This window comes from Herbaspirillum rubrisubalbicans (assembly GCF_003719195.1).
In the GTDB taxonomy this organism is placed as follows: Bacteria; Pseudomonadota; Gammaproteobacteria; order Burkholderiales; family Burkholderiaceae_D; genus Herbaspirillum; species Herbaspirillum rubrisubalbicans.
Map to the genome: position 1 here is coordinate 674,416 of NZ_CP024996.1, position 12,500 is coordinate 686,915.

At 62.7% G+C, this 12,500-nt stretch carries 12 protein-coding genes; 11 read left to right on the forward strand and 1 reads right to left on the reverse strand.

All coding sequences use genetic code 11. From position 1 onward, the window contains the following. The first annotated feature begins 46 nt into the window (after positions 1–46). Positions 47–1,177 carry a molecular chaperone DnaJ gene (gene dnaJ, locus RC54_RS03040; RefSeq protein WP_017455254.1) on the forward strand — a complete coding sequence of 377 codons (1,131 nt, stop codon included), beginning with the start codon at positions 47–49 and terminating at the stop codon, positions 1,175–1,177. A gap of 93 nt (positions 1,178–1,270) precedes the next feature. On the opposite strand, the gene panB is transcribed toward dnaJ, so the two are convergent. Continuing rightward, complete coding sequence (panB, locus tag RC54_RS03045) at positions 1,271–2,098, reverse strand: 3-methyl-2-oxobutanoate hydroxymethyltransferase (protein WP_017455253.1); 828 nt, start codon at positions 2,096–2,098, stop codon at positions 1,271–1,273. A 236-nt stretch (positions 2,099–2,334) separates the two neighbouring features. Between panB and RC54_RS24990 the strand changes: the two genes are divergently transcribed. The 10 genes from RC54_RS24990 (at position 2,335) to RC54_RS03095 (ending at position 12,449) form a co-directional block, all read left to right on the forward strand. After that, the gene (locus RC54_RS24990; RefSeq protein ID WP_156481304.1) at positions 2,335–2,601 is read left to right on the forward strand and encodes a hypothetical protein; all 267 of its coding nucleotides are present in this window, start codon (positions 2,335–2,337) and stop codon (positions 2,599–2,601) included. A 34-nt stretch (positions 2,602–2,635) separates the two neighbouring features. Next, positions 2,636–3,712 carry a hypothetical protein gene (locus tag RC54_RS03055; RefSeq protein WP_058894209.1) on the forward strand — a complete coding sequence of 359 codons (1,077 nt, stop codon included), beginning with the start codon at positions 2,636–2,638 and terminating at the stop codon, positions 3,710–3,712. Between the two features lie 17 nt (positions 3,713–3,729). Next, a complete protein-coding gene (locus tag RC54_RS03060) occupies positions 3,730–4,098 on the forward strand; it encodes a response regulator (RefSeq protein WP_026052357.1) in 369 nt (122 codons plus the stop codon). A gap of 38 nt (positions 4,099–4,136) precedes the next feature. Further along, positions 4,137–4,451, forward strand: a complete 315-nt coding sequence (locus tag RC54_RS03065; RefSeq protein ID WP_058894210.1) for an STAS domain-containing protein — start codon at positions 4,137–4,139, stop codon at positions 4,449–4,451. Next, a complete protein-coding gene (locus RC54_RS03070) occupies positions 4,448–6,643 on the forward strand; it encodes a chemotaxis protein CheA (protein WP_058894211.1) in 2,196 nt (731 codons plus the stop codon). Before RC54_RS03065 ends, RC54_RS03070 begins: the two co-directional genes overlap by 4 nt. 26 nt (positions 6,644–6,669) lie before the next feature. Next, a complete protein-coding gene (locus tag RC54_RS03075; RefSeq protein WP_058894212.1) occupies positions 6,670–8,448 on the forward strand; it encodes a methyl-accepting chemotaxis protein in 1,779 nt (592 codons plus the stop codon). 105 nt (positions 8,449–8,553) lie between these two features. Beyond that, positions 8,554–9,129 (forward strand): chemotaxis protein CheW, encoded by a 576-nt coding sequence (locus RC54_RS03080; protein WP_017455246.1) that lies wholly within the window; start codon positions 8,554–8,556, stop codon positions 9,127–9,129. 5 nt (positions 9,130–9,134) lie between these two features. Further along, entirely contained in the window at positions 9,135–10,043 is a 909-nt protein-coding gene (locus RC54_RS03085; RefSeq protein ID WP_061789668.1) for a CheR family methyltransferase, read from the forward strand. Further along, positions 10,040–11,209, forward strand: a complete 1,170-nt coding sequence (locus RC54_RS03090) for a protein-glutamate methylesterase/protein-glutamine glutaminase (RefSeq protein ID WP_061789669.1) — start codon at positions 10,040–10,042, stop codon at positions 11,207–11,209. Before RC54_RS03085 ends, RC54_RS03090 begins: the two co-directional genes overlap by 4 nt. Continuing rightward, positions 11,187–12,449 carry an EAL domain-containing response regulator gene (locus tag RC54_RS03095; RefSeq protein WP_058894215.1) on the forward strand — a complete coding sequence of 421 codons (1,263 nt, stop codon included), beginning with the start codon at positions 11,187–11,189 and terminating at the stop codon, positions 12,447–12,449. The genes RC54_RS03090 and RC54_RS03095 overlap by 23 nt, the downstream gene beginning before the upstream one ends. The last annotated feature ends 51 nt before the right edge of the window (positions 12,450–12,500 follow it).

Consider the following 12,500-nt stretch of genomic DNA (forward strand, 5'->3'; position numbering starts at 1 on the left):
CCATCGCAGCAGCGACGGAACACAATAACAAGGTGGGTTATACAACATGGCAAAACGCGATTTTTACGAAGTGCTCGGACTGGCCAAGAACGCCAGTGACGACGAGATCAAGAAGGCTTATCGCAAGCTGGCGATGAAGTACCATCCTGACCGCAACCCCGACAGCAAGGGCGCGGAAGACAAGTTCAAGGAGGTCAAGGAAGCCTACGAGATGCTGTCGGACCCGCAGAAACGCGAGGCCTACGACCGTTACGGTCATGCCGGCGTCGATCCCAACATGGGAGCCGGCGGCGCTGCCGGTGCGGGCGGCTTTGCCGATGCTTTCGGCGACATCTTCGGTGACATCTTCGGTGGCGGCGGTGGTGGTCGTGGCCGCAACGCCGGCCCGCAGGTCTACCGCGGCGCCGACCTGCGCTACAACCTGGAAATCACGCTGGAACAAGCGGCGCATGGTTTCGACACCACCATCCGCGTACCTTCCTGGGACCAGTGCGATACCTGCCACGGCAGCGGCGCCAAGCCCGGCACCTCGCCGGTCACGTGCACCACCTGCGGCGGTCATGGCCAGGTGCGGATGCAGCAGGGCTTCTTCAGCATCCAGCAGACCTGCCCCAAGTGCCACGGCAGCGGCAAGATCATTCCCGAACCCTGCACCACTTGTGCCGGCGCCGGTCGCATCAAGCGCAACAAGACGCTGGAGGTGAAGATCCCCGAAGGCATCGACGATGGCATGCGCATTCGTTCATCCGGCAATGGTGAGCCGGGCGTCAACGGTGGTCCCCCGGGCGACCTGTACGTGGAAATTCACATCAAGCCGCATGATGTGTTCCAGCGCGATGGTGACGACCTGCATTGCGAGATGCCGATCTCCTTCGCCAAGGCGGCATTGGGTGGCGAGATCGAAGCCCCCACGCTCAATGGCAAGGCATCCTTCTCCATTCCCGAAGGCACCCAGAGCGGCAAGACCTTCCGTCTGCGCGGCAAGGGCATCAAGGGCGTGCGTTCCGGCTATCCGGGCGACCTGTTCTGCCACGTCGTGGTGGAAACCCCGGTCAAGCTGACCGAACGCCAGAAGGAACTGCTGCGCGAGTTCGAGCAGCTCACCACCGAAGGCGGCGCCAAGCACAGCCCGCAGACCAAGACCTGGAAGGACAAGGTCAAGGAATTCTTCGAGTAAGCAGTAGCATCAGTCTGCGTATCAGCAGCAAAGCAAAAGGCCAGCGTGATGTTCCGCTGGCCTTTTGCTTGTGCGCAGCTGAAGGGCAAGCGATCAGAAGCAATGCTCCTGCGCCGGGAAGCTGCCGTCTTTGACAGCGGCGACATAGCGGCGCACTGCATCCTCGATGCCACTGGCCCCTTCCATGAAGTTGCGCACGAAGCGGCTCTTGTGACCCGGGAACACCCCCAGCATGTCATGCATCACCAGCACCTGGCCCGAGCAATCGGGACCGGCGCCGATGCCGATGGTAGGTACTGCCAGGCGATCGGTCACTTCTTTGCCCAGCGCCGCCGGCACCGCCTCGATCACCACCAGCGAAGCGCCAGCCTGCTGCACGGCCAGGGCATCGGCGTGCAATTGGGTGGCGCCATCGCTGGTCTTGCCCTGTACCTTGAAGCCGCCCAACTGGTGCACCGATTGCGGCGTCAGGCCGATGTGCGCGCACACCGGGATGCCGCGCTCGGTGAGGAACTTGATGGTATCGGCCAACCACACGCCGCCTTCGAGCTTGATCATCTGCGCACCAGCCTGCATCAGCAGCGCGGCATTGCGGAAGGCGTCCTCGCGGCTGGGATAGGTGCCGAAGGGCAGGTCGGCGATGATCAGCATGGTGCGCGTGCCGCGCGCCACGGCGGCGGTGTGGTAGGCCATGTCCTGGATGGTTACCGGCAGGGTCGAATCGTGGCCCTGGCTGACCATGCCCAGCGAGTCGCCGATCAAGACCGTCTCCAGCCCGGCGCGCTCCATGAGGGTGGCGAAGCTGGCGTCATAACAGGTCAGCATGGTGATCTTCTCACCCTTGGCGCGCAGCGCCTGCAGGGTGTGCGTGGTCACCGGCTTGGCGCGCACCGCGCCCGATTCCTGAAGATAGCCTGCCATGGAAAATTCAACCTCCGTAATTGAGAAAGGTGAGAAAGGCGCGCTGGCCGTGCATCTCTGCCTCTGCAATAGGCAGCAGGATCGCCGGATGGGCATCCTGGTGGGCGGTCAGTACCGGCGCCTCTACGTAGTGATAGAAAAAATGACTGTAGCACTCCGGCGGCGGTTGCCGCTGATCCAGAGCCTAAGGGGTGCGGCATTGTAGTTGATTTCACCTCGGCCAGAGAGAGCTGGTGGTGGATGATTTGATTGTTTCTTTTGTAACATTCTCATCATGGCAGCCCGGTGCGACTACAACTCAGCGGGAATTCGGCCTTTATTCCACGCAAGGCCGGCCCCTGGCAGCCCGCAAAATAGATCGTGGGTTGGTGCGCGCAGGATGGACCAAGTCTCTTTGCAGCCGTAAAAAAATGGCAAGCATGGCGACTTTGGCAAAAGATGCGCCCTTTCCTGCCGTAAACAACGTCAAGCCCGCGCTGTGCAACGCCTACCAGGCGGTCTGACCCGAGCTGACAACAACCAACAGGGATCGTGGCTGTGAAATCGCTTCGCAATATCTTGCCGGTGCTGTGCCTGGTGAACCTGCTGCTGTACATGATGCTGGCCCAGCACTGGTGGCTGGGTGCGCTGGTGGGCTTGCTCATCGGTGGCGCCTTCTACCTGACCTGCCTGCCCGCTCCTGCCCCGGCCTCTACCGCGGCATCGCAACCAGCGTCGCCGCTGTCGGCGCCTGCCGCCGTTGCGTCCGCGCAGCCAGAAGCACTGGCCGGTTTGCTGGGCGAAGTCCTGCCGGTGTGGCAGGGCAATGTGCAGTTGGCGCGGGCGCAGACGCAATCGGCCATCGATAGCCTCACCGCTCGCTTCGTGGGCATCCACGAACGCCTGGGCGGCGCGCTGGCCCCGGCCAGCCACGCTAGCAATGGCGAAATCCTGCAGACCGTGCAGCACGCAGCTGAACAATTGGGGGCCATTGCCTCGGTGCTGGAAGGCATGTTGGCCTCGCGCCAGGTACTGGTGACCAAGTTCGACAGCCTGATGGCGGCCAATGACGACATCCGCCGCCTGGCCCAGCAGAATGAACAACTGGCCGGTCAGACTGGCGTGACCGACCTGTTGAGTGACACCCAGAGCTGGCAGGAACTGGCCGAACGCTCGGCCGAAAACAGTCGCCAGATCGCCGCCCGCGCCAAGAGTGCGCGCCAGCAGATCCTGGCGGCCATTGGCGCCACCGGCGAGGCCGTCGCCGGGGCCGATGAGATCGTGGAAAACTCGCGCGCCGTGATCGACCAGATCATTGCCGACTTCCGCCAGTCGGCCATGAAGCTCAGTACCACGGTGGAGCAACTGGAAGACGAAGGACGCGAAGTCGATCGCGAGGTCTGCGACATCCTGGTGCACCTGCAATTCCAAGATCGGATCAGCCAGATTCTGGATCATGTACAGCAAGACATCGTGCGCCTGCGCAGCGCCGCCGAGGCCGGCCCATCCGCGCTGCCCACGCCGCAACAATGGCTGGCCGATCTCGAAAAAACCTATACCACCCAGGAGCAGCGCCAGGTCCACGCGGGCCAGCAAGGCCATCCTGCGGTGCCATCCCAAGTCGATTTCTTTTGATCCAGCGAGCCCGCGAGATGGAAAAGAGCATATTGATCGTCGATGATTCCTTCAGCCTGCGGCAGACCATCTCGGCTGCCTTGAAGAGTGCCGGTTACCACGTGGAAGAAGCCACCGATGGTCGGCAGGCCTTGAGCAAGTTGGACGGTCGCAAGTTCAACCTGGTCATCTCCGACCTCAATATGCCGCATCTCGATGGCCTGTCCTTCGTGCGCGAGATGAAACAGATGCCCGCCTACAAATTCACTCCCGTCATCATGCTGACCACCGAAAGCAGTGAAGCGCGCAAACAGGAAGGCAAGGCCGCAGGCATTCGCGCCTGGGTCCACAAACCGTTCCAGCCGCCGGTGCTGCTCGATGCCGTGGCCAAGCTGGTGCAGCCCTGACGTAACGGGAACAGAAAGAGAAAGCCGAGACCGAGACCATGCCGCTGACGTATTCCGTGCTAGAGGACAGGGTGCTGCTCACCGTGAGCGGCGGCCTGACCATTTTCCAGGCGGCCGAGCGCAAGCCCGAACTGCTGCACGCACTGACGCTGGCGCAGTCACACGTGGTGCTGGATCTGTCCGGCGTGGATGAGCTCGACACGGCCGGCATCCAGTTACTGCTGCTCTTGCGGCGCGAGCTGCACAACAGTGGACGCCAGCTGGAAATCGGCGCCTACAGTCCGGCCGTCCTGGCTGCGCTGGACCTGTTGCAATTGCACGAGCGTTTCAGCCCGCTGTTGGAGGTCGCATGAAAAAGGATAGCGCCCGCGACGCCGTGGTCCAGGAAGCCCGCGAACTGCTGGTGGCCATGGAGTCGGCGCTGCTGCAGATCGAGGTAGAAGGCCCCAGCCGCGATCGCATCAACGCCATCTTCCGCGCTGCCCACACCATCAAGGGCTCGGCAGGCTTGTTTGCCTTCGATAGCATCGTGCAATTCACCCACCAGGTCGAGCATGTGCTGGACTTGGTGCGCGAAGAAAGGCTGGCCTTGAATGGTCCCCTGATGTCGCTGCTTCTGCAGTGCGGCGACTACATTGGCGAACTGGTCGATGCCATCGAGCGCGGCCAGGAAGCCGAGGAGCCCAATGCCCAACGCCGGGCCGCGCTGCTGGCCGAGCTGGAACAGGTGGCCCTGTCAGCCCCGGCGCAGGCTGTGACCAGAGTCGATCCACAGATGGCCGTTGCGGTAGCCGTCCAAGGCCCATCGGCGACCTTGGCGCCCGAGCTGGAGGCCAGTGCCCAACTGTCGGTGGATTGCCCTTACTGGCATTTGTCGCTGCAGTTCAACCAGAACGTGCTGCGCGATGGACTCGATCCGCTGTCTTTCCTGCACTACCTGCGCTCGCTGGGCCGCATCGTCGCCATCCTGCCGGTGGAGTCGAGCATTCCCGAGGCCGCCGCCATGGATGCCGAGAGTTGCTACCTGGGCGTGGAAATCTGCCTGGCATCGGACTCCACCCGGCAGACGCTGGAAGATGTGTTCGAATTCGTGCGCGATGACAGCCGCATCGACATCCTGCCGCCGCACAGCCGCCTGGCCGATTACGCCACCGTGCTGCAACGCCTGGCGCCGGAGGAGGCGGTGCGCCTGGCCAGTCTGTGGCGTGGCCTGGGTCTGTTCGACGACGCACAGTGGCGCTGCCTGGGGGCAATCGGCCTCAAGGACAGTGCTGCGCCGCCGTTGCTCTCCTCTGCCATTGCCGATGTGGTACAGCGCCCGCGTCCGCTGGAGGAACGGCGCGCGCAAGAACAGAAGTTCATCAAGATCGAAGTCTCCAAGCTGGATCAGTTGATCGACCTGGTGGGTGAGCTGGTCATTGCCGGTGCCAGCGCCCGGCTGATCGCACGGCGCCGCAAGGATAGTCAGTTCGAGGAAGCTACCCAGGCCATCGACACCTTGATGGAACAGATCCGCGATGCCGCGCTGACCCTGCGCATGGTGCAGATCAACGAAGTGTTCCAGCGCTTCCCGCGTATCGTGCGCGACATTGCACGTGACCTCGACAAGGACATCGAACTGAGCATGACCGGCTCCGACACCGAACTGGATAAATCCATGGTCGAGCGCCTGGCCGATCCCCTGATGCACATCGTGCGCAACGCCATCGATCATGGCATCGAACCGGCCGCCGAACGCATCGCCGCCGGCAAGCCGGCCAAGGCCACGCTGCGCTTGAACGCCATGCATGAGTCCGGCAGCGTGGTGGTGGAGGTGATGGATGATGGCCGCGGCATGGACCGCGATCGCATCCTGGAAAAGGCCGTGGCCCAGGGCTTGGTCGCACCCGATGCCGAGCTCACCGATGCCGAGATCTATCGCTGCGTGTTCGAACCCGGGTTTTCCACCGCGCAGCAGGTCACCGAACTATCGGGACGTGGGGTGGGCATGGATGTGGTCAAGCGCAACATCGACGCCCTGCATGGCGAGGTCGCCATCGATACCGAACGCGGACGCGGCACCGTGGTGCGTCTGCGCTTGCCGTTGACGCTGGCCATCATCTCGGGCTTCCAGGTGGTGGTGGGTAATGCGGTGTTCGTGATCCCGCTGGACATGGTGGTCGAATGCATCGACATGCCACCCCAGCACAATGGTACCCACATCGTCTCGGTGCGCGGCGAGCCCTTGCCTTTCGTACCGCTACGCGAACTGTTCGACCTGCCTGCACGCGAGCAGGGCCGGGCCCGCAAGAGCCTGGTGATCGTACAGTACGGTCAATTACGCGCTGGCCTGCTGGTCGATGGCCTGCTGGGCGAATGCCAGGCCGTGATCAAGCCGCTGGGGAGACTGTTCGGCAAGGTCAAGGGATTGTCAGGCTCGACCATCCTCGGCGATGGCCGCGTGGCGTTGATCCTGGATATCCCGCACCTGGTGCATCACACCCAGCAGCAGGAACAAGGCAATACGGCGGCCTACGCCGAACGCGGCGTGGCGTCCGCGCAATGAAGAGTGCAGCCCAAGGGGGAGCGACCATGCAAGAATCGATGAGCAACAGGATCAGCATCAAGCAGATATTCATCTGGCTGGCGGCGGGGCTGTCGGTCCTGGTGGCGGTGGTGATTGGCCTCACCGATATGCTCAAGCAAGCCAATGTCGCGCTGGAGGACGCGCACCAATCGCGCTATGCCTCTACGGCCCTGGCCAACGAGTTGCGCCGTACGACCGAGGATATGACGAAATTTGCACGCGCCTACGTCACCACGGGCGATCCCAACGATGAGGATCGCTACTATATGATCCTCGACATCCGTAATGGCAAGCGTCCCCGTCCGGCCAACTATGATCGCTTCAACTGGGATCTGGTCAGCGCGCGCAAGCTGGCTGCGGAAGGTTCTGCCCAGGCGGTACCGCTGAGCGAACTGATGAAGCGCGCCGGCTTCCCCGAACCGGAACTGGCCAAGATGCAGGAAGCCTTGAAACTGGCCGATCAACTTTCCCGCATCGAGATCACCGCCTTCCATGCGGTCAAGGGCGAGTTCGATGATGGCGAGGGCAAGTTCACCGTGGTGGGTGCGCCCAACCAGGCCATGGCCCAGGAACTGGTCTTCGATCAGACCTACCGCACCCTGTTCGGCCGCGTGATGGCCCCGATCAACGATTTCCTGCGCCAGGTCGATGAACGCACCCAGGCCCGGGTCATCCAGGCTGGTACCGAATATACCCGGCTGGAGCAAAAGATATTCTGGCTGCTGACGGCTTCGATGGTGGTGTTGTTCGTCTGCCTGGGCTTTGCCTATCGCACCATCCGCTCGCAGATCGGCGGCGAGCCGCGCGAGGCCATGAGCGTCTTGCGGCGCGTGGCCGAGGGCGATCTCACGGTCACGGTGCCGCTGCGCAAGCGCGACAAGATCAGCGTGCTCTACAGCACCCAGCAGATGGTCAACAAGTGGACCGACGTCATCGGTGACGTCAGCGGTACCGCCAGTGCCCTGGCCTCGGCTTCGGAACAGATTTCCTCCTCTTCCCAGGCGCTGTCGCACAATTCCTCGCAGCAAGCCGCCAACGTCGAGGAAACCAGTGCCTCGGTGGAAGAAATCACCGCCACCATCGCGCAGAACGCCGACAACGCTCGCACCACCGATGGCATCGCCAGCCTCTCGGCCAGTGCCGCCACCGAAGGTGGCGAAGCGGTACGCGAGACGGTGGCGGCGATGAAGCAGATTGCCAGCAAGATCGGCATCATCGATGACATCGCCTACCAGACCAACCTGCTGGCCTTGAACGCGGCCATCGAAGCAGCCCGCGCCGGTGAGCATGGCAAGGGCTTTGCCGTGGTTGCCGCCGAAGTGCGCAAGCTGGCCGAGCGCGCCCAGACCGCCGCCCAGGAAATCATTGCGGTGGCCGAGAACAGTGTGGGCCTGGCCGAGAAAGCCGGTGGCCTGTTGAACCAGATGGTGCCGTCCATCCGCAAGACCGCCGACCTAGTGCAGGAAATCGCCGCCGCCTCGGCCGAGCAATCCACCGGCCTGGAACAGATCAACAATGCCGTGCACCAGATGGCGCAGACTACGCAGATGACGGCGGCGGCCTCGGAAGAATTGTCGGCCACCTCCGAAGAGATGAGCGCCCAGGCCATCCATCTGCAAGACCTGATGCGATTTTTCCGCGTGGGCGAGATGCAGAAGCTGCCCGCTCGCGGACGCAGCAACAATGGGCGCGCTCCCAAGCAGGAGCCGCCACGCCGGCTTTCGATGCTGGATGTGGAGGACGATGAGCCGGGCGTGGATGAATCCGCGTTCAAGCGTTTCTGATGCCTCGCCCATGCCGGTGACGAACTTACATAGACCATGGTGGCCAGCACGCCGCACACGCAACAACCCGCCCGGCACTGTCCGTGGCAGCAAGGAGAGCAGGTCATGCCCAGCGTATCGTTGAATGGCGAATCGGCCAGAAAGCGGCAGCAGGAAGAAGTCATCGAGACGCGCCAGTTCCTGACCTTCCTGGTCGGTACCGAGAGCTTTGCCATGCCCATCGCCAGTATCCGCGAAATCATCGAATTCGGTGGTCTTACCGAAGTGCCGCTGATGCCGCAATTCCTGCGCGGCGTCATCAACCTGCGCGGATCGGTGGTGCCGGTGATCGATCTGTCGGTGCGCTTTGGGCGTGCGCCTACGGTACCGAGCAAGCGCACCTGCGTCATCATCATGGAACTGATGCAGGAGGATCAATTGCTGCTGCTGGGGGTGATGGTCGACGCGGTCAGCGCGGTACTGGGCATCGGGGTGGACCAGATCGAACCGCGTCCTTCCTTCGGTGCCGGCATCCGAGCCGATTTCATCGCTGGCATGATCAACGTCAATGAGCGTTTCATCGTAGTGCTGGACGTGCCGCGCGTGTTATCGGTCGATGAACTGGCCAGCCTGCTGGGCATGAGTGCCGAGGATGCGCTAGGGGGCGTGCCGGTGCTGTCATCCGACGCCCAGCGGGAGTAGCGATCATGGCCAGCATCGGCAAGCTGGAGGGGCCTGGCAGCACCAACACTGACGGGGCTGGCGCCACTGCTGCGGCTGCTGCGGCTGCCGCGGTTGGGGCGCATGGTGGTGATGAGATCAGTGATCACGACATGCTGCTTTTCCAGCAATTGTTCAAGCGGCACATCGGACTGCATCTGCCGCTGTCCAAGAAAGCCTTGCTGCAAAGCCGCCTCAACCATCGCCTGCACGAACTTGGTTTGCGCGATCTGACCCAGTATTTCCGCCGGATCAGCGGCGAGCACGACGTCGAGGAGCGCCAGCGCGCCATCGACCTGATCACCACCAACGAAACCTATTTCTTCCGCGAGCAGGGCCATTTCGATTTCCTCAAGCAGGAGCTGCTACCGCAATGGGAGCAACACAAGAGCCTGCGCGTCTGGAGCGCGGCCTGCGCCACCGGTGAAGAAGCCTATACCCTGGCCATGCTGCTGGATCAGCAGCGAGCCGCAGGTAGCTGGTCGGTATTGGGCTCCGATATCAGCCTGCGCGTCTTGCGCTTTGCTCGCCGCGCGCTCTATCCGATGGCGCGTGGCCAGAATATTCCACGGCCTTACCTGCGCCGCTATTGCCTGCTCGGTACGGGTGAGTACGAAGGTCATTTCCTGGTGCAGTCGGACTTGCGCGCCAAGGTCGATTTCGCCCAGCGTAACCTGACGGCCCTGCATGAGCATGACGATGGACTCTATGACCTGATCTTCTTGCGCAACGTCATCATCTACTTTGATAGCGACACCAAGCTCAAGGTCTTGCGCGATGTCATCGCGCGCTTGCGTCCGGGCGGTTATCTGGTGGTGGGACATTCGGAATCGCTGCACGGCATGGAACTGGAATTGCTGATGCACTCCCCCTCCATCTACCGCAAGCCGCAATGACGACCCCGCCGACAATTCGCGTGATGGTGGTGGACGATTCCTCGGTGGTGCGCCAACTGGTGCAGCAACTGCTGGCGCAGACCACCGACATCCGCGTCATCGGTACCGCGCCCGATCCGGTCTTTGCCTTGCGCAAGATGCAGCAGGAATGGCCGGATGTGATCCTGTTGGATATCGAAATGCCGCGCATGGATGGCATCACCTTCCTGCGCCAGATCATGAGTACCCGGCCCACTCCGGTCATCATGTGCAGTGCGCGTGCCATGGGCCAAGGCGGGTTGGCTGCCGAGGCTCTGGCGGCGGGTGCGGTCTCGGTGATTGCTCGCCCGCAACTGGGGGTGCGCGACTTCCTGCATGAGGCGGTGGCCGAACTGGCCGGTGCCATTCGCGCGGCCATGCTGGCAGGCCCGGGTGGACGTGGCACGACCATGGTCACCCGTAGCGTACCGTTGACGGACGACCTGCGCATGGTCAAAGCAGCGTCCCGAGAAATGTTGCATGATGACGGTTGGGCCTCAGGTTTGCAGCGCTATACCGCTGACGCGGTTTTGACGCCACCGGGACCACAAGACGGATACTGTCCGCCGACTGCGCGCATCGTCGCCATCGGCGCCTCGACCGGGGGGCCGCAGGCGCTGGAGCGGGTACTGGGACGGCTGGATGGCCGCTGTCCCGGCATCGTGGTGGTGCAACACATGCCGCAGCGTTTCACGCGCAGCTTTGCCGAACGCCTGCATCGCGTCTCCGGTGCCGAGGTCAAGGAAGCCGAGCATCAAGACCTGGTGCTGCCAGGCAGGGTATTGATCGCGCCGGGGGGCAAGCATCTGGTCGTGCGGCGCGATGGTCAGCAGTACTATGTGGAAACATTGGATGGCCCCTTGGTGAGTCGGCACAAGCCTTCAGTGGATGTGCTGTTCCGCTCGCTGGCCAAGGCCGCCGGCCGCAATGCAGTGGGCATCATCATGACCGGCATGGGCGATGATGGGGCAAGGGGGATGCGCGAGATGGCCGATTGCGGCGCCGCCACCTATGCCCAGGACGAAGCCAGCAGCGTGGTCTTCGGGATGCCGAAAGAAGCCATACACATGGGGGGCGTCGGTGACGTTCTGCCGCTCGAACATATCTCTGCCGTGATAGAACAATATGCCTCTAGAGAACCTCAATGAGCTCATCGAGTCCGCCCTGGTGGTGGACGACAGTGCCCTGCAGCGCCAGCATAGCGTCGCGCTGCTGCAGGAACTGGGCGTGGACCTGATCTACGAGGCCGGCAACGGCAACGAAGCGCTGGACCTGCTGGCCATGCTCAAGCTGCCACCCGGCTTAGTCGTGATTGACCTGGAGATGCCGGGCATGGATGGCATCGAACTGATCCAGCAATTGCAGCAGAAGGGCATCGACATTCCACTCATCGTCGCCTCCAGCCGCGAGACCTCGCTGCTGTTGTCGGTGGAGACCATGATCCAGGCGCTGGGCATGAACCTGATCGGTGTGCTGCAAAAGCCGCTCAACCAGGGCCAGTTGCGCGCCGCCCTGCAAGCCTTCCGCCCGCACGGCGCAGCGGCCCGGGCGCACGATGATCCCTTGCCCTCGATGTGCGAAAGCGATCTTGGTGCAGCCATCGGCGGCGGCCAGCTATTGCCCTATTTCCAGCCCAAGGTGGATGTGCAGACCGGCATCCTCAAGGGCGTGGAAGCGCTGGCGCGCTGGATCCATCCCGAGCGCGGGATGGTGCCGCCGGATCGTTTCGTTCCCCTGGCCGAACAATGCGGCCTGATCCACGATCTCACCATCAGCATGATGGACCAGTCCATGGCGCAGGCTGCGGTGTGGCACAGCCGCGGTCTGGCCATCAAGGTAGCGGTAAACCTCTCGCCGCTGTCGCTGGAACAACCCGACTTCATGCATCGCATCCTGGCGCTGGTGGACAAGCACGCGCTGCCGGCCGAGAACGTGGTGCTGGAAATCACCGAAAGCTCGGTGGTGGCGCACAAGGGTAATTCGCTAGGCATGTTGGCGCGCTTGCGCTTGAAGGGCTTTGGCCTGTCCATTGACGATTACGGCACCGGTTTTTCCTCGATGCAGCAACTGGCGCGTATCCCCTTCACGGAACTGAAGATCGACCGCTCCTTCGTGCATGGCGCGCATGATCGCAAGAACCTGCGGGTGATCCTGCAATCGGCGCTGGACATGGCGCAGCGGCTGGAACTGGTGACCGTCGCCGAAGGGGTGGAGACCATGGAAGACTGGCGCTTGCTGCAAGATTTCGGTTGCAGCCTGGGACAGGGCTTCCTGATCGGCAAGCCCATGCCGGCCAATGAGTTGCCGTTGTGGCTGAAGGGCCATCATCGCCGCTTGAATGAATTGCGACCGTTGGGGAAGGGTGCTGCCACAGGTGGGACTGCCTGACGCTTTCCTTCATATTATGCGGGGCGGTTCGACTGCCCCATCCCCGCAGTC

Coding starts and splice junctions, on each gene's coding strand:
- RC54_RS03095 (WP_058894215.1), top strand. CDS start 11,187: ATGCCTCTAGAGAACCTCAATGAGCTCATCGAGTCCGCCCTGGTGGTG.
- panB (WP_017455253.1), bottom strand. CDS start 2,098: ATGGCAGGCTATCTTCAGGAATCGGGCGCGGTGCGCGCCAAGCCGGTG.
- RC54_RS03060 (WP_026052357.1), top strand. CDS start 3,730: ATGGAAAAGAGCATATTGATCGTCGATGATTCCTTCAGCCTGCGGCAG.
- RC54_RS03085 (WP_061789668.1), top strand. CDS start 9,135: ATGGCCAGCATCGGCAAGCTGGAGGGGCCTGGCAGCACCAACACTGAC.
- dnaJ (WP_017455254.1), top strand. CDS start 47: ATGGCAAAACGCGATTTTTACGAAGTGCTCGGACTGGCCAAGAACGCC.
- RC54_RS03090 (WP_061789669.1), top strand. CDS start 10,040: ATGACGACCCCGCCGACAATTCGCGTGATGGTGGTGGACGATTCCTCG.
- RC54_RS03080 (WP_017455246.1), top strand. CDS start 8,554: ATGCCCAGCGTATCGTTGAATGGCGAATCGGCCAGAAAGCGGCAGCAG.
- RC54_RS03070 (WP_058894211.1), top strand. CDS start 4,448: ATGAAAAAGGATAGCGCCCGCGACGCCGTGGTCCAGGAAGCCCGCGAA.
- RC54_RS03065 (WP_058894210.1), top strand. CDS start 4,137: ATGCCGCTGACGTATTCCGTGCTAGAGGACAGGGTGCTGCTCACCGTG.
- RC54_RS03075 (WP_058894212.1), top strand. CDS start 6,670: ATGCAAGAATCGATGAGCAACAGGATCAGCATCAAGCAGATATTCATC.